The organism is Brevibacterium sp. UMB1308A (assembly GCF_030230605.1).
Taxonomy (GTDB): Bacteria; Actinomycetota; Actinomycetes; order Actinomycetales; family Brevibacteriaceae; genus Brevibacterium.
Genome location: NZ_JASPDO010000002.1, coordinates 198,977 through 214,843, shown reverse-complemented (window position 1 = coordinate 214,843; position 15,867 = coordinate 198,977). Strand labels below are relative to the sequence as shown.

The window sequence follows — 15,867 nt, the reverse complement described above, 5'->3', positions numbered from 1 at the left end:
CCAGCAAACAAAAATGCGCCCCTCCGTTTTTGGAGGGGCTACACCAGTTATGCGTTTTCTACTCAGCTACAACTTTCCATCCCTGCGGGTAGCTGGCCGGTGACCACACGTTTCCGTTGATCGTGGACTCGTAGGCGCTTCCCTCAAAGCTCACGCGATCACCAACCTTATATGCATCATGCGCACCAGAGGGCTGAACCCACTCAGGCGCAGCGCCACTGCTTTTGTCAGTGATTTCGCGCCAGCCAGACTCACCAGGGATCCACACATTCGCTGGTGTGATGTTTTCCCATGTCTTGCCGGCGTACGTGACAACCACACCGACGGGGTACGCATCATGCGCGCCGGTAGGCTGAACCCACTCGTCACCATCTTCCTTGCCCGACGCACGCCACACCTCTTCAGTGATCGCCTCTATCCGGTTTGGTGCCTCAGCTAGCACCCTGCGACGCTCAATCTCCACCCCCACTTCTTGACGAAGCTGGTCAAGCTCACCGTCTGAAAGACTCGAAAGATCTGCACTCACGATTCCTCCCCCACAGGCTCTGGCTCGTACCCTTCTTCATCATCGAGGCTTTCCGAGGCGAGCGCGGCGTCTAATGCGTCTTGGTCGAGCGCGTTGGACTGGTCTGCTGTGTTGATATCTGTCGTGTTTTCGATGGTCTCGGCCGAGAGCCCCGGGCCTGCTACACCGATGGGGCTTGAGGCAATAGAGGTGAGTACTGACAGGATAGTGGCGGTAGCTGTAACTGACAACATTGCCGGCCAGTCCAGCTCCATAACACCTACCTGGTCCACTCCGATGAGCGCGACAAGCGTCTGCGCAGCCGTTTTTACTGCCCGTTCCGTGGTAGCTGTCCAAAACTGTGGTGTAAGCATGCTCATGCGTCTCTCCCTTCAACAGTAAAGTTTGTCGACGTGATGACTACTGGGTCTTTGCCCCGGTTGGTCACCTGCAGTTGCAGGCGAAGCGAAGACCCTTTACGAGGGGTCTGTTTCACAACGTAGGACTGTGGCGTGTAAATGTGCTTCGCAGACCTATTCGAAGCGAAGTCCTGCTCGAAGAAATTACCGACAATGCGATCCTGTGGTTTGCCGCCTTTGAGGAAGTCCACGATCTTGGCAGACACGGCTATTGCGCCTGCACCCGAAGTCCCAATCTCGACTGTCGGGCGCACATGTTGACCCTTCCTCAGTGATGTCATCGAGAAATACTCTCCAACCTTGACCCTGACTGTCTGACCTGGCTTGATCGTTCGATTGCTCGTGTTGGTGCCTGTGGCTATGACTGGCATGATGTCGCCCTCTTTCTGTTTGCTTTTGCGTGGACTAGGTTTAGGTGGCGTTTTAATGGCGTGCCGCGGCGCATCGTGAAATTTTGGCCGGCCTCCGTACTGGATCAGGCTGAGTGACCGCGTACGCAGGTGAACACCTCCCCCATCGCGCTGAGACCCTCTGTTGCTGGCAGACGTGTTGCCCTCCCACACCAGGGCACGCCCGCCTCGGTACCCGGCAAAGATTCCAGTGTGAGAAAACGTGTACCGAACCTGGTCACCCGGCCGTAACTTACGCTTGTCAATGCGCCTGCCGTGCTTTCGATACCACTCAAAGCACATCGCCACAGATGCTGACCTCGGGAAATCACGCCCCGCTTTCAACCCGATCTGGTCATACACCCATGACGTGAACGCTGCACACCACGGATACGCGGACCCGCTGACACTCCTTCCGTAGTACCAGGTATTGAACTTCACCCGGTTGGAGAACCCACGCTCACGCACCCCATTCTGAGACCTCGCTACCGCGACAGCCCTACTCCCCGTCGTCATAGATTTGTGCCTTTCTCGTCGATTACCTCAAGTAATCTGCCTAAAAGTTTTTCGAATGGATACGGCAAAGGCGGGCCTTTGCCCGCCTTCTCATGCTCCAGATTCGCCGTCAGCCAGCGGATCACTTCCCGTATCGCGTGCCTAAACCTGCGATTCTCGTCCGCCAAGCTCTGGTTGGATTTTTCTAGCGACTCGACCCGATCCTCTAGGTCTTGCGCCCGCGCCTCCAACCTCGTCACGGCTTTCTCCCACCACGACACGGCCCTATCAAGGTCGTCGCCTTTAGATTTCCCGATTGCCGCCACATAGGTGAGGATTGAGCCAATGACCGTGACGGCGCCACCGATGATGATTCCGTATAACGTCATACGCCCTCCCACTTATCCTGGAGGCGATGGGCAATCTGTGAGACCCTCGACATTCCGGCAGCACCACAGGCGATGATGAGGTACGACACTGCGGAGGCGATACCCCGCTCAGACCCGGAGGCCACCGTCGGGATTAGGTACCAGATCCATGCGACGAGGAAGTACAGCGACAGAACCACTGGCATAGCGGTTAGTACCAGCCACGCTAATTGCGTGGCCCGTGGGGATCGTATAGGGAGGATTGCGACGCTTGCGCCGATGGTGCCAGCGATCACGAAAGCCGTCCCCACGATTCCTGGCGTGAGCCAGCCTGTCCACCCGATACCGGATACTCGCGATTGCGTGGGGAGGGCTATCCAGGTAATTCCGAGGATGATGTACCCGACCCCGTAGGCTGTCATGCCTACTTTAACGATGTCGAGTATCTGCGACATTGGCGTGCTTTTAATCACCGCTCGCCTCCGCTTCCTCGTGGACTTTGAGCTTGTGCGTAAGCTCCGCTACGTGGAGGCGTAGCTGGAGGTTCTCATTTGCTAAGTCGGTGAGCACTTGCGTGAGGGCTTCTTGGGTCATTTCGCACCTTCCATCTGGGTGATTCTTTCTTCAAGCCGGGTAATCCTGTCCCGTTGCCGACGTATAAGCGTGAGAGCGGCCATGCCGATACGGTCGCCGGCGAGCGCGTCGGGACGTCCCTTATCGTCATAGATGACCAGCTCTGGGCATGCTTGGGCGACTTCTTCCGCGACCAGGCCGGGAATACGGGTTAAACCATCGGCACTGTCACCGTTGCGTTCGTACTCGCCTTTATCAATCCACGTGCGGAACGGAACATCCAACAAACTATCCGGCACATGGAAGCCCTGTATGTCACGCTTGTATCGGCGGGACGAAGTAGACCTTGCCATCCAACCATCATCAGCAATGAACACGTTAGCCGAGCTACCCGTCTTAGGGGCTGATTGGTAGAACAAAGACCCTTTGGTGATCCTATTTCTATCGGCGCGCATGGTGATTTCACCACCACCAGCACCCACCTCGAGGGCGGCGCGGTTATTACCCGTGCGGAGAATAGCCGAGTCGCCACCACGGGTCTGGATCACCGCGCTGTCATGCATGTACAGACGAGCGGAATCTTTACCTCCCAGGCCCGGCTTGAGGATCACCTGGCCTTCCTTAGTAAGCGACAGCCCAGCCCCACCGGTGGAGCGGATCTTCACCGACCCGTCTCCGACGAGCCTGACGTAGTCCCCCCGGTTGGTCTGCGAGCGCAGTGTGAGCGGTGCGCCGTCTTTCGATCGCAGGAGTACGGACCCGTCGCCGTAGAGTCCCAGGTTTGCGCGGTCGGTCATGGTCTGCCCCGGCCCTGTGACCACTAATGCTGGCTTTGTGCTGGTGGTGGTGCCTTCAAGCTCTTCGGTTTCTGGGTCGATGACCTGCCCGGACGATCCCGAGATTTCTGCGAAAACGATGTCGCCGTATCGGCCTGCGTCGGTGTCTTTTCCGATGCGCACGCCGGCACCAGAAGCGAATACGTCGTTCCCGTCCCAGTCTTTCATCGTGATGTTCGACCACAGGTCTGGCGTGATGGTGGTGCGGAAATTGCCAGGGCGGCCTGTGATTATCTCACCGATGATGGACGCGTTTCCGGTTGCGGACGACAGGTTCACCACTTTGGTTCCGGTGGCGTCATACTGTGACAGCCCAGCCGTGTTCAGGACGACGCGTGGCCCAGATTTCGCGGTTTGCACGGTCGCCCCGGTAATCGTCATACCGTCGATAGCGTCTGCTTCAATCTGCCCCGCCCTGACGGTGAGGAACTGGGCGATCTTCGCGGTGAGTTCCTGGCTTGCTGTGATTTTCGGGGCCGTTACCGCCCCGTCCTCAATGAGCACCGCCCCCACTTTCGGGACCACGGACAGGTCAGAGAACCTCGCCGACCCGGGGTAACCAGAATTGAGAAAGCACCCGACCGCAATAAACACCGCGTCATCGCGCACGGTGATGTCGTTTTCAATCCACGTCCACACACCCTGAGAAATACTCCCACCAGGAAGGGTGAACATTGGGGACAGTGGGGACCCGTCCTCACTGTACTGTCTGACGTACATGCACACGCCATTGCCCGTAGCAGAGGCGCTAGTCCTCACCCACGCGCCCACACGGTATGATGATCCACTACGCACACGCGTCCTGTCAGTAGTTGACCAGCCTGCCGGCAGAAAAAACAGGTCGTAGGTTCCGCGTTGACGGTTACCCGCCTCCACCACGATGGAAGCGCCCCCAAACCGGCCACCACCAGGTTGGTACCTCGACCCCCACAGCTCACCGTCAAGAAGATTCGGGTCACGGTAAATATTCCCCGCTGCCACTGTCAAACGTGATGTAGTCACCGTGCGGGCACTCAACCCGTCGACCCACAGTTTCTCAATCACCGCGTCTTCAACTCTGGCGGACCCGGACACCGTGAGCTTGTGCACGTCCAGATTCGTGATCATGTCCGACCGGATCACGGCAGGCTTCCAGGATTTACCATCATGCGTCCACTCAGCAAAAACATGCCCGTTAGCGTCGACTCTGCGCCACAAATCCCCAGCAATACCCTTACTAGACCCCGGGGGTGACGTGGACACCGTGATCGTGTTCTTCCCATTCGCTGACTGGAGAATCCGCTTATCCACCTCCGCCCCAGACAGTTTCGACTGGGCCAGAGCGTAAGCGTCATCAGCCCGCTTCTTCGCAGCATCAGCCAGCGACTTCGAAGCCAATGCTTCCAGGTGGGCTTGGTTCGCTTCCTGCTTCGCCTGGTCCGCCCTCGCCTGCGCATCAATAGTGCGCTTATCAAGTGGCCCGTACTTCGCTAACGCGTCATCAGCCACAGACTGGGCTTGCTTCGCCTCAGCTTGGGCCTCATCAGCTTTCGCCTGCGCCTGCGAAGCAGACGATTGCGCCGCCGTCGCTTCCCGCCTGGCCGTGTCAGCGTCAGCTTTCGCCTGAGCTACGTCCCCACTCACTCCCTCAGCCGTCGAATATGCCTGTTCGGCTTTCGCCTGCGCGTCCCTGGCGGCCTTCTGAGCGTCAATAGCGCGCTTATCAAGTGGCCCATATTTCGCGAGCGCGTCATCCGCGACCGACTGGGCTTCAACCGCGACATTATGCGCGTTGCGAGCACTCAGGGTGGCTTCCTCAGCTTTCGCACCCACCCCGGCGAGCTTCCTTTCAAGCTCCGCCAGTTCTTCGAGGGCCTTCTGCTGGGCCTCCGACAGCCTGCCTTCGGAGGCTTCAATATCGGCTTTCACCCGGTCAGTGATCCCCTCCACCAGCACCGTGACAGGATTGGACGGGGCTGAATGCATTTCTGCTCTGGATACTGCGACGAGGCGCACATGCCAGGTGCCACCAGTGACACGCAAAGTCAAACCCCCACCGTTCTGGGACACGATTGACCCACGCAGGGTACCCGTGGACGGTGTGAAATTTTCGTCTTGGGATACGTGCACGTCCACGCGGTCCCAATCCTCCGGACGAGGGCCAGTGAATGTTCCGTCCCACGCCACTAGCAGTGTAGACAAATCCGGGGTCACAACAGGGGCAGACGGCGCCGGTGGCGGTGGCCCCTGCACATGCTTAATTGTATGAGTGCCGTCTGCTTGCACGCCCATGGTCATGCGTGGTGTACCCTGGTCGTCCTTCACGACGATTGCGCCACCCTCAACCGTGGACCACGACAATTGGGGCCGAGACAGGGCCGACACTTGTTTCTCCGTCGCCCTGATACGCTCCGCTAAACGTCGGATTTCTTCACTCACACTGCACCAGCCTTTTGTACGGTCAAAGTCATTTCGTCACGGTCCACATCCCAGGTTTGGGATACGACCCGCACCCACTGTGAAAATTCGCCCACCCACGGGACGCTACGAGAATCAATCTTGATTTCGTCCCCCACATCCCATGTGCCAAAAACCGCGTTAGCATGGTCCCGAACCTTCACGTCCACCACTTGGGACACGCCCTGCGAAAGTCGCAGTTCAGCCTCAGCTACAGCCATGGCACGTTTCTTCGACTGCATGGACTTATCCGTAATCACGCGCACACGCCTTAATCTGTCCCGCTTCCCGGCTTGCGCTACCGCATGGATCATTCGTGAACCTTCACCAGACCCGAGGGCGAGAATCTCTGAGGCGTAATCTTCCCCCTTGTCCTCCAGGGCAAGTTCGGACAGGATATTCTCCCCTACCACGAATCTGAGGTTGTGGCGACGAGTCCCCAAAGTTGGGTAGCCGAGCTTCACGTGGTGGTTCACGCGCTCACCAGCCCATGTGTGCTCAATGTGGTAATCGAAAGGAGTCTCCTCTGCCAGGTCGTCCCACTCTTTGCCTAGATCGTCGGTATTCCACCAGGAGAGCACGTGCGGGCCGGACTCAAAATTCACATCATCACCGGATTTAGTGGTGAAGGAGACTTCCTTCGACTCCGTGCCAATACGCACAGGGGAGGTCGTGTCATCGACGGTGAGCCCAAGGTTCCCGCCAGGCTGGCTTTGCGCGTGCCCAATAATGTGATCACGAAGCACATTCAAGGGGTCTACCTTGATGCCACGGAATTCACCTGTGTGCGGTAAACCAGTCCAATAGGCGCGAAAACCAGGGCACGTGATCGTGAGGGTTTCCGCATCCACACTCGTGTCAGCGACAATAAACCCGCCACGAGTATCCCCGCCATACTCCGCATAAATCGCGGTAGACCAGGGCTTGAAAATACTCGCCCCCCGCGACTGGTACGCGGACAGCTCAGGTTTCAGGGTCGCGTCCAGCTGGCCCGGCCCAGATAAAGCGTCCGTAATAGACACACCCATGAGAGGAATATCCCACGCTAATGGTGTCTCCGTGCCGTCACCATGCAGGGTGAATGCGTGAAATCGCCACGACATTAAGACTCCAGGGGCGCGTCAGCAATTTCCAGGAATCGGCACTTGAATGTGATTCCCGATCGGTTATCGAGAGACACCTGCCCGGTTTGTGCGGTGCTTGCTAGGTCGACAAAAGCGCGGACGTCGAATTGTATTTCTTTGCCTCGTTCGTCAGGCCACACATACAAGTTCTCTGACATGATCCAGTTCGTCTTATAAATGGTGTTATTTTCCAGCACGTCCCACCCGAAATCTTGGGACCAGTGTGGCTCCCCTGACCCGTCGGCGGCTTCGTGGGCGATATACCACCCGCCCCACGATGATTTCCCGGAGTACCGGACTCCTGTCAGGTAGCATTCAATGATCATTCGTGTCGCCCACTCTGGGGCTTTGATCTTGAAACCGCCTCCGTGTACGCGGTCTGGGAACTGCTCACCTCTGAGGACTCCCGTCCCTTTCCTCTTCTGCCGGAGCACGTGGGACCAGTCCTGAATGGCCTGCTGTACGACTGGCCGTGCGATGACATGGTCTTCTACCCGAGGGTTAGCAACTTCCCGAATGTCCGTGATCATGCTGTTCGTGATCGTGCCCGTAGAGGCGGGCTGGGTGATCTTCGCTAGCGGGATAAACGGGTATCCGAGGCCGGTGAGCTTCGACACTAAGGCGTAATCATTGTATGGGCCGTCCTCCACGTTCGACGGTGCCTGCCCGCCATACTGCGGGTCAGTGATGCGCACAATCAGGTACCTTGTCGCGCCACCGGCAGACCCCGTAGCCGGAACCGGCACATCAGTCGACGACTCTTCACGCACCACATAGGACTGCGACCCGTAAGCCGGTGCGGGCAAATAATCATTCGGGGTCACCCCACCACCCATGTGGACTCTCACCGCCGTACCAGGCACAGGCAACGCAGTCACTCGCATATCCGTGGCACCCAGAACGCCACGCGCCCCACCAGTCGCGCCAAACGTCGACATGCGCGCACCCTCTACCGGGTTATCTGCGCCACCACCAATAGCCCACGGGACACCAACTAACGCCATAACTTACCCCTCACATTCCTTGATAAGCCGGGAACCAAGACACTCGCGCCCACCCCGTGCCAGAATCATCAACTCCGGAAAACGTGATCTCCTGCGTCCCCGGTTTCATCACCAACTGGTCAAAATAAAACTTGCCCATATACCCGACCATGGAAGCCCCGTCGCCACGCCTCACCGACTGGGAGCGCGGATCAACCGTTATTTGCTGGTCATAGGCCAAAGTGAGCTTCGGGAAAGACAACCGCCATCCCGGCCCCGTCACCACTGGTGACTTCACCGGACCATGAATAACCACCGTTGCTGGGGTTGAGGTAGTCCCCTCCACGACTACAGACCCCTGCCTGAGTCCGCCAGTTTTTTTCGTCCCCCACGGGAAAATAATTGGGAACGTGTACCCGCCGACACTCCCGGGAACGGTCGTCAACCGCACTGACTGGGACTCGTCACCATAGGTTTTCGTGTCCAGCCTTTGAAATTCCGCTGTCGCCTTTATGACACCATGCCGGAAAGTTTTCGTGTGTGATCGGGAAAACTTCCTGGGGCGACCAGGGACGCGCCTCACCTCACCGGCCCGCTCATACCTCAGCCACGTGTACCAGCCGGGCGACTTCCTGGCAGCATTCGCCCACACGCCCTCCACCTTGGCCATGGAATCCAACCCGCCCGCGAAAGTCGCCGGATTAGTCGCAAGGCTCAGCGTCCACACTGGTGGGGTGAGGTAATCACGCCCAAACAGCACCCTGTCATCACGCGGGTGAGTAACGTCCTGCGTCCTGAAATCAAGGTCCCCGAAATCAACCGTCTCAACAACAACCGGCTCATGGTACCCAAGACGAATACCACCTACCTCAAAATCATGCGGTCGCATAACGTCCTCCACGCCCCTGTCGGATTAGCTCGAATCGCACGGCCCGCGCCACTTCCTCGGCATTATCGACATGAACCCCGTTAATGGTGATGCTCATAGGGGAACCGTGAAGCGCGGCGGCTTTAATGTGCTGGAACTGGTCTTGCGTGAACACAGCCTCCGGCTTGCCCGTCTGGTTGATCGTGGTTGTCAGGCCTGGTGGTAGCCACCCGCCAGTGTCGTATTTCGTGATCGTCCCACCGTCGGCATACCCATGGCCCCACCCGACGACAGACCGCCAGCCGGACATGCCGTGATAGCTCTTCCGCCGGTGCTGACGCGACGCGGCACGCATACCCACAATCAGATTCTTCAACGGGTCGTACACATTCGGGAAGAACGGACCCATTCCGCCGCCGAAATCCGTCCATGTCACCCCAGGGACCTGCACAAGACCACGCGCCGGGTCACCACGACGAACATTAATATCCCGTAGCGCCGAGGACTGGACGAGGCGCGGGTTACCACCCGACTCGGTCTTAATCTGCCTGAGCCACCTATCTTCATCGGCCTGACCGCCACCAATTCCGGTGAACTGGAGGGCCTGCCGAACAAGAGGCCTCCACCGCTCAATACCCTTACCGCTTGGCGCGACACTATCCGGCGGTGCCCCCTGGTCCCCACCAACTGGGACACGGGAGCGCATCCAATCCAGGGCCGACGTGACGAGTTTGTTCCCCGCTGAGGCGACCAGGGACACGAACGGGCTGTCGCCAATCTTCGCCAGACCGTTCTTAATGAGGTTCTTGAGCTTCGTGAAAGGGTTGAGGTCCACGAAAGCATTGCCGATGGCCTGCCCGGCCCCCTTGATTCCTTCCAGGGCTTTCTGCAAACCGCCAGCTATTGCGCCTGCTGGTGCATGCCGGTTGAATGAACCTAAGGACCTGTTGCCGAGGTCCACGTGCGCGTGTCCATAGTGTCCCGTGTACCGCCAGATCACGCCCCAGCCGAGGTTGTGGAGGATAGGCGCCAGCTGGTCAAAGAATGCTGTCTCTACGGCATTCGTCCCACCGGGACCATAATTCAAGTCAAGCGCACCGTTCCTGTAGTGCCAGGAATTCTTCGCGTGAACCGGGTGAACCCCACCGAACGCCGGGTGCTCACTGACACGCACACCCAGCTTCTGGAGTGCGTGACCAAGTGCCACAATATCGCCACCGGACTTGTACCCCATGATCGGGAGGGTCCCGTGCCGGTTGATGTGCTCTAATGCTCCCGGGTGATTTCGTCGCAGTCGGTCCGCGCTCTTCCGGCGCACCATGAACTCGCCTGCTGTCGCCCAGATCGGCACATTGTCCGCTGTAGCCGTCGGCGACCATCCGGGGATACGCCCACCAGTAGCGAAGCCTTTAGGCAAGCTCACCTGCGGTATCTTCTTCGACCCGAAAACGCCCGCGATCTTGTTGAAGTTGTCTACCAGGCCCCGGTTGATGACCGTGTTCACCACGAACTCGACGGGCTTCTTCGCGATGTTTTTGAGCCCTTCCCATGCCTGACCGATAGCATCACGCCCAGCCCGGAACGCTGCCGGTAGCGTGTGCCTCACCGCATGGGCAAGCGGGTTGAAAACCCGATCCCGGATAAAGTTCCACACCCCGGAAATAACGGCTTTGATTCCGTTCCATGCTGGCACGATGACATTACGCCACAGCCACAGGAACGCGGGCCCTAGGGCACGTTTCACGAAGTTCACGACAGCCTGGAAGACCAACCGGACCCCAAGCCACCACACCTGAATGTAGGCCTTAATGAAATTGAAAACTGGTCGTATAATCCACGTCCACAACCATTGGAAAACCGGACCAAGAACCGTTTTCACGAAGTTCACGAGGACACTAAATGTCGCTTTCGCGTGGTTCACCCACTGAATGAACATCGCTTTCGCCAAGGACAGTACCGCACTGATGACCGACCACAGCCATTTGAATACCGGCCCCAGGACGTTGCGGAAGAACCAGACCAGCGCGTTAAACACGACTTTCACGGAAGCCCACCACACCTGAATGTAGGCTTTAATGAACCCGAAAATAGGGCGTACTACCCACGCCCACAGCCAGTTGAACACCGCGCCCACGGCTTTAAATGTCGCCTGAATGAACGGCAACATCGTCGTTTGGAACCAACCAACCACAGCAAACACTGTGGCCTTAATCCCGTTCCAGGCGGGCACCATCACATTGCGCCACAGCCATACCGCGCCCTGGGCAATCCACGCCCACACTCTCTGCAACGCGGGCCACACGAACGTCTGGAACCACGTCACGACCGCGCCCACGGCGAATTTAATGCCAGCCCATGCGGCGTTCACCGCGTTACGGAACCAACCTACCTTCTTGTACGCGACAACGAAAATAGCTATGAGCGCAATAATCGCCACGATCACCGCGCCAATAGGGTTAGCTGACAGCATGGCATTCAACCCTGCCTGAGCTTTGGCCCACAACCCAGTTGCCAACGCTTGCAACTTCGTCAAGGTCAGCATCTTGTACCCAATGAGCATTTGTATGGTCTGCACAGCAACCAAGAGCTTCGCGCCGATCACCCAACCCGCATACGCGGCTGCCGCAAAAGCAACTAGGCCTGCCAGCGTCTTTACTAGCCACATGTTCTTTGATAGCCATGTGACAAGCGATACAAGCACGGCAACGAGCCCCTTGAATGTGGCTATAGCAATCGGCATGACACCCGCCACCAACTCCGCAAACGCCGCTGCGAACGGCTCCATTGCCTTCTGCATTTCATCAAGCGCCGGAGTGAGGACGTTGAAGCTGTCTTTAAGCGCATTGAAAATCGGCTCAAGGAGGGTAGCGCCAATACGTCCGAGCGCCGCCTGAACGTTCTTCCACGCACCCATGAAAGTTTCACCGGACTTCTGGGCGGCGCCACCCACGCCGGAGTTCATCGCCTCCGAGAAAGTCTTAAAGTCCACCTGGCCTTTGGACACCATTTTTCGGACCTGGTCCGTTGTGACACCCAAATGCTTCGACAAAAGCTGGAGGGCCGGGATTCCCCGCTCGGACAGCTGGTTGAGCTCGTCACCCTGGAGTTTCCCCGTGGCGGCGACTTTACCGAAGATCGCCCCCATGTCCTCCATGCCGATACCGGCGATGGTGGCAGAGTCGGCTACTGTCTTAAGCGTCTTTTCTAGCTCCTGGCCCGGTTTAATCCCAGACGCAACCAGGGACGCGGAAACGTTCGCGGCCTCATCAAGACCGAAGGCCGTGCCCTTCACGCTGGCCAAAGCATTCTTCATGATTCCTTCGACGGCCTGCGTGGAGTGGCCGAGTCCTTGCAGTTTCTTCTCAGCCTGGTCAATGGCATTAAGTCGTGAGAAGCCTTTGGCCACAGCCATGCCGAAGCCCGTCGCAATGGCACCACCGGCTGCGACGACACCAGCCCCGGCGACGCCCTTAAGGGCCTTGCTGAAAATTGAACCGGACTGCCCGCCGGACTTTTTGAACTCAGCCTCAACCCCGCCAATGGCTTTCGCCGTGGACTGGTGTAAGCCCTTAAAAGAGGGCACGATCTGCACGGCTGCGGTTGCGATAGGTGTAGCCATAAGATCATGCCCTCTCTATTGGGTTTCGTGTGGAAGGAAAATTGACGCGATTTCTTGCGCCTTCTCCTTGGTTTTGCGCTCCCGCACCGTGTCCACGGCTGTGCGTGGTACTGGTAGTGGGCGCGGTTTGTGTTTCTTTTTGCCTTGTGACGCTTGAGCGAGCACAAGACCTGAAATGTCGTCTAGTGCTTGTAGCACGTGGGTGAGCAGAATAACCTCGGGCGTGTTTTCTCTGACCTGCAACCGCCATGACTCCTGCGAGTCACCCCGAGACTCAGCCTCGTCTTGAGCCTGAATAATCTGCTCGGCCACCTGCTCATCACTGAGGAGGGCCTGCCGGAATCGCGACGCGGACGGTAACCCGTCGATCAGGTCAAGCGCGTACACGACCCGGCGGGCCCTCACAATGGCGTGGAGATCGACCCCGTAAACCTGCTGGACATCGGCTCTTAGTTCTTTGCGGTACCTGCCCAGGAGGTTACGGAGCCGTTGTATTCCCCCGGGTCACCAAACACAGACTTGATAACCGGTTCGAGTTCCTTTATCAGACCCATGACTTGGAAAAGTGATGGTTTGACGGCCCAGAAGCGTTTAGCGTCGGGCCCCAGGAGCATGTTAATGACCGGGCGGGGATTTTCCGTCTGCGTGTAAATACCCCACGCCTCCTCGAAGGCGCCCCATTCCAGCTCGGACAGGTCCACTGTCTGGAACTCTTTACCCTTCAAGGTGAAACGTTGTGGCTTCGCGTCCGAGGCGATTTCAAGGTTGTCGAGGTTAAAGCGCATTTCTTTAGACATGCCAGGTTCCTTTTCTTACTTCTTCTTTGCCGGTGCTGGTTCTGATTTCTTCGTTACTTCGTACCCGTGGCCACGCAGGTTCTCTGCTTCAACCGCAGACGTTGTGGTGACCGTGAAGTTCCCTTTGCGGGCCTCAAAAGTTGGCATTCCTGCCCCTTTCTCCATGCCAGGTGGGATAAGTGGCGACGGCGACAGGCCACCTGGCCGGGCCCGCCACCGCCGTCACAATTAGGCCGAGAAGCCCAGAGCCTTCGCGTGCTTCTTCGCAGCCGGACCAAAAATAATGTTCTGCACCGAGTAGCCCAGTTCAGGGTCAGGGAACGCGGTAAATGTCATGCCGTAACTGGAAGCGTCGTTGTTCCAGGTCTGTGCCTCCACCTCAGTAACCTGAGCCCGTGGCATGATCTTGGCCCAGAACCACTGGTCCGCGCCCACACCATCCGAGCCGACGATGACCAGTCGGGCATACGGGCGCGACAGGGTTTCTGGCTCGTTGAAAACAATTTCGCCGTTCGTCGCCGGTTTCACCCCGGACATGTCGACACCGTAGTACTGCTCCAGAACACTCTTCCGAGTCTCCAAGCACACCATCTGGACGGTGCGAGTTGTTTTCGTAATGTCGATACGCACCGGTGATGCATACCCGTGGCCCTCGACCTCTTCCTGGTCGGAATCCACACCGAATTCGTATCCGGAGTCCTTTTCGACGATGCCGAGCCCACTAAAAGACTCAGGCAGGGCGACCGGCTGGGAGTCCTCTCCCACCCACGACGCTGGCAAAGCCGCGTCAGACGGACCGATGATCGCGACACCGTTCATGAACTTGCGGATCAACCGCTGATCGTGCGCTTCCTTTTTCAGTTCTTCAAGAGTTGCCATTTCCCCTCCACAGTGGAAATAAGAAAACCCCCAGGTGGGGGTTTCGATGGTTACCAATATTCAGTTATGCGCCCGCGTCAGACGGCCCTCGTAGGGATTACGAGAGTAAATGAGTACCGCTGAACATTCGGGTCGGGGTACGGTAGTTCTTTTGGTGGCGACTCGACCCGTGCGGGGTCAAGCATTCCCGCACTGGTGGCATGTTGCCGGTCAGTCAGGGTTGACGTGATCACTCGCGCAAGCGCACGTGTTGCGGGAAGATCAACGCCGTACACTTCGAAATTCACGCGGTGGTCCGCTAACACGTCACCATCGTTCTGTTCAGCCATCACAAGCACAGCTGGTAGCTTCTCCGCGAAATCCATTTGCAACCGGGCATACACGTGCTCAGGGCCAGTTAAGCCCTCGCACACTTCCATGACCGCTTCTTGCACGTCCGGGTGCATCATCCGATTTTCACCCCATTCAACGCGCCTAACGCCTTATACAGGGTGCGTGACGACCCGCCGAAATACCGCTCCAGCTCATGATCATTTATCACCAAAGCGCCACCACGAACCGGTGACTTTCTCGACCTTGCCAGCTCAATCTTCGCTGGGACGGTCCGGAACGAAGCACGGTAAGCGCGCTTATCAAGCTCCGACCCCTGGGCCGTGACCGGGATGTTACGGGCCGCCGACTCCACTACACGCGCACCTTCCAGGCAAGCGTTCTGCACCTTCCGTGACGTTGCTAACTCGATCATGCCTTTCGGGTTAGCCCTGTAGTTTACTTTCCGCACGGGTTGTCACCTCCACGAGAATCTCTAAACCTTTCTCACGTCCTGTGTACGGGTTCACCCACGGTTTCACCCCAGTGACCCTCCACGACTGTGCAACCGGGTACGTGGACTCGATCACGTCATACGCGACCACATCCACGTCCAGCGTGTCCGTGTAGAACGTGGCATCAGCCGTGGTGGTTTGCTGAAACTGCGTGTTATCAGACGTGACGGTTGGGGCGAATGCTGCGCGGAACGTTAAAGGCTCGCCGGGGTTGATATGCTTCCCCTTCGCATCAACCCCAGCTTTCCGCACTCGTGTTACTTTCTGCGCGTGTCTAAAACCCGCCACGACGCACCTCACCGAACAGTGCCAGTCCACAGTCACAGTAGGTTGCCCCGAAGTTCAGGGCGCACGCTTGTCCATGCGGGGTTTGCCCGCAGTCGGCCACGTTCGCACCGAACGCGACCTGTGACCGCGCCCCAAGGGAACGTTTCTCAGCTCGCGTGAGGTAGAAATCCCCGTTAGGGTTTGCTGGCCTGTACGTTTCTGAGAACGGGCCTGTCGCTTCCGTGTACGACTCGACCCCTTGTAGCGCGTTCATGCCAGCTTGCATGGCCCGGCGCACCACTGAGCACGTGACCCGGCGTAAGGTTGCTTCTGGCGCATTCACCGCTTCCGGCACTTCCGCCAGAATGAAATCTGTCGCGTCTGCTAACAGAACCTCAGCATGCTTCTCCCCACCGGGCGGGAAGTCAGGCCAACGGTCCTTCAGGTCATTCACCGTTGCGAAAACGTCAGCCATAACTCCCCCT

The 15,867-nt window shown here is 58.0% G+C and carries 18 protein-coding genes; all 18 read right to left on the bottom strand.

Features of this window, described 5'->3' with window-relative positions; genetic code table 11:
- Positions 1-58: 58 nt before the first annotated feature.
- Positions 59-526 (bottom strand): hypothetical protein, encoded by a 468-nt coding sequence (locus tag QP868_RS02335; RefSeq protein WP_284925030.1) that lies wholly within the window; start codon positions 524-526, stop codon positions 59-61.
- Positions 523-885 carry a holin gene (locus QP868_RS02330; protein ID WP_284925029.1) on the bottom strand — a complete coding sequence of 121 codons (363 nt, stop codon included), beginning with the start codon at positions 883-885 and terminating at the stop codon, positions 523-525. The genes QP868_RS02335 and QP868_RS02330 overlap by 4 nt, the downstream gene beginning before the upstream one ends.
- The gene (locus QP868_RS02325) at positions 882-1,178 is read right to left on the bottom strand and encodes a hypothetical protein (RefSeq protein WP_284925028.1); all 297 of its coding nucleotides are present in this window, start codon (positions 1,176-1,178) and stop codon (positions 882-884) included. Before QP868_RS02325 ends, QP868_RS02330 begins: the two co-directional genes overlap by 4 nt.
- A gap of 647 nt (positions 1,179-1,825) precedes the next feature.
- Positions 1,826-2,197 carry a hypothetical protein gene (locus QP868_RS02320; RefSeq protein WP_284925027.1) on the bottom strand — a complete coding sequence of 124 codons (372 nt, stop codon included), beginning with the start codon at positions 2,195-2,197 and terminating at the stop codon, positions 1,826-1,828.
- On the bottom strand, positions 2,194-2,631 hold the full coding sequence (locus QP868_RS02315) for a hypothetical protein (protein ID WP_284925026.1): 438 nt from the start codon (positions 2,629-2,631) through the stop codon (positions 2,194-2,196). Before QP868_RS02315 ends, QP868_RS02320 begins: the two co-directional genes overlap by 4 nt.
- Before the next feature lie 10 nt (positions 2,632-2,641).
- Positions 2,642-2,770, bottom strand: coding sequence for a hypothetical protein (locus tag QP868_RS02310; protein ID WP_284925025.1), 129 nt, complete (start codon positions 2,768-2,770; stop codon positions 2,642-2,644).
- Positions 2,767-6,003, bottom strand: a complete 3,237-nt coding sequence (locus tag QP868_RS02305; protein WP_284925023.1) for a coiled-coil domain-containing protein — start codon at positions 6,001-6,003, stop codon at positions 2,767-2,769. The genes QP868_RS02310 and QP868_RS02305 overlap by 4 nt, the downstream gene beginning before the upstream one ends.
- A complete protein-coding gene (locus tag QP868_RS02300) occupies positions 6,000-7,124 on the bottom strand; it encodes a hypothetical protein (protein ID WP_284925021.1) in 1,125 nt (374 codons plus the stop codon). The genes QP868_RS02305 and QP868_RS02300 overlap by 4 nt, the downstream gene beginning before the upstream one ends.
- Positions 7,124-8,149 (bottom strand): hypothetical protein, encoded by a 1,026-nt coding sequence (locus QP868_RS02295; protein WP_284925019.1) that lies wholly within the window; start codon positions 8,147-8,149, stop codon positions 7,124-7,126. The genes QP868_RS02300 and QP868_RS02295 overlap by 1 nt, the downstream gene beginning before the upstream one ends.
- A gap of 10 nt (positions 8,150-8,159) precedes the next feature.
- Positions 8,160-9,017, bottom strand: coding sequence for a hypothetical protein (locus tag QP868_RS02290; RefSeq protein ID WP_284925017.1), 858 nt, complete (start codon positions 9,015-9,017; stop codon positions 8,160-8,162).
- The gene (locus QP868_RS02285; RefSeq protein ID WP_284925016.1) at positions 9,004-12,615 is read right to left on the bottom strand and encodes a tape measure protein; all 3,612 of its coding nucleotides are present in this window, start codon (positions 12,613-12,615) and stop codon (positions 9,004-9,006) included. The genes QP868_RS02290 and QP868_RS02285 overlap by 14 nt, the downstream gene beginning before the upstream one ends.
- Positions 12,616-12,630: 15 nt before the next feature.
- A complete protein-coding gene (locus tag QP868_RS02280) occupies positions 12,631-13,002 on the bottom strand; it encodes a hypothetical protein (protein ID WP_284925014.1) in 372 nt (123 codons plus the stop codon).
- 62 nt (positions 13,003-13,064) lie between these two features.
- Positions 13,065-13,412: a hypothetical protein gene (locus QP868_RS02275; RefSeq protein ID WP_284925012.1), complete on the bottom strand. Its 348-nt coding sequence runs from the start codon at positions 13,410-13,412 to the stop codon at positions 13,065-13,067.
- A gap of 15 nt (positions 13,413-13,427) precedes the next feature.
- A complete protein-coding gene (locus tag QP868_RS02270) occupies positions 13,428-13,559 on the bottom strand; it encodes a hypothetical protein (RefSeq protein ID WP_284925011.1) in 132 nt (43 codons plus the stop codon).
- An 81-nt stretch (positions 13,560-13,640) separates the two neighbouring features.
- Complete coding sequence (locus tag QP868_RS02265; RefSeq protein ID WP_284925010.1) at positions 13,641-14,291, bottom strand: phage tail tube protein; 651 nt, start codon at positions 14,289-14,291, stop codon at positions 13,641-13,643.
- Between the two features lie 77 nt (positions 14,292-14,368).
- The gene (locus QP868_RS02260; RefSeq protein ID WP_284925009.1) at positions 14,369-14,740 is read right to left on the bottom strand and encodes a hypothetical protein; all 372 of its coding nucleotides are present in this window, start codon (positions 14,738-14,740) and stop codon (positions 14,369-14,371) included.
- A 306-nt stretch (positions 14,741-15,046) separates the two neighbouring features.
- A complete protein-coding gene (locus QP868_RS02255; RefSeq protein WP_284925007.1) occupies positions 15,047-15,367 on the bottom strand; it encodes a hypothetical protein in 321 nt (106 codons plus the stop codon).
- Positions 15,368-15,389: 22 nt separating this feature from the next.
- Positions 15,390-15,857 carry a hypothetical protein gene (locus QP868_RS02250; protein WP_284925006.1) on the bottom strand — a complete coding sequence of 156 codons (468 nt, stop codon included), beginning with the start codon at positions 15,855-15,857 and terminating at the stop codon, positions 15,390-15,392.
- Between the last annotated feature and the right edge of the window lie 10 nt (positions 15,858-15,867).

Bases quoted from the DNA above. Each gene is read 5' to 3' on its own strand.
- QP868_RS02250 (WP_284925006.1), bottom strand. From the start codon at position 15,857: ATGGCTGACGTTTTCGCAACGGTGAATGACCTGAAGGACCGTTGGCCT.
- QP868_RS02270 (WP_284925011.1), bottom strand. From the start codon at position 13,559: ATGCCAACTTTTGAGGCCCGCAAAGGGAACTTCACGGTCACCACAACG.
- QP868_RS02295 (WP_284925019.1), bottom strand. From the start codon at position 8,149: ATGGCGTTAGTTGGTGTCCCGTGGGCTATTGGTGGTGGCGCAGATAAC.
- QP868_RS02265 (WP_284925010.1), bottom strand. From the start codon at position 14,291: ATGGCAACTCTTGAAGAACTGAAAAAGGAAGCGCACGATCAGCGGTTG.
- QP868_RS02330 (WP_284925029.1), bottom strand. From the start codon at position 885: ATGAGCATGCTTACACCACAGTTTTGGACAGCTACCACGGAACGGGCA.
- QP868_RS02320 (WP_284925027.1), bottom strand. From the start codon at position 2,197: ATGACGTTATACGGAATCATCATCGGTGGCGCCGTCACGGTCATTGGC.
- QP868_RS02315 (WP_284925026.1), bottom strand. From the start codon at position 2,631: ATGTCGCAGATACTCGACATCGTTAAAGTAGGCATGACAGCCTACGGG.
- QP868_RS02300 (WP_284925021.1), bottom strand. From the start codon at position 7,124: ATGTCGTGGCGATTTCACGCATTCACCCTGCATGGTGACGGCACGGAG.
- QP868_RS02310 (WP_284925025.1), bottom strand. From the start codon at position 2,770: ATGACCCAAGAAGCCCTCACGCAAGTGCTCACCGACTTAGCAAATGAG.
- QP868_RS02285 (WP_284925016.1), bottom strand. From the start codon at position 12,615: ATGGCTACACCTATCGCAACCGCAGCCGTGCAGATCGTGCCCTCTTTT.
- QP868_RS02275 (WP_284925012.1), bottom strand. From the start codon at position 13,412: ATGTCTAAAGAAATGCGCTTTAACCTCGACAACCTTGAAATCGCCTCG.
- QP868_RS02260 (WP_284925009.1), bottom strand. From the start codon at position 14,740: ATGATGCACCCGGACGTGCAAGAAGCGGTCATGGAAGTGTGCGAGGGC.
- QP868_RS02290 (WP_284925017.1), bottom strand. From the start codon at position 9,017: ATGCGACCGCATGATTTTGAGGTAGGTGGTATTCGTCTTGGGTACCAT.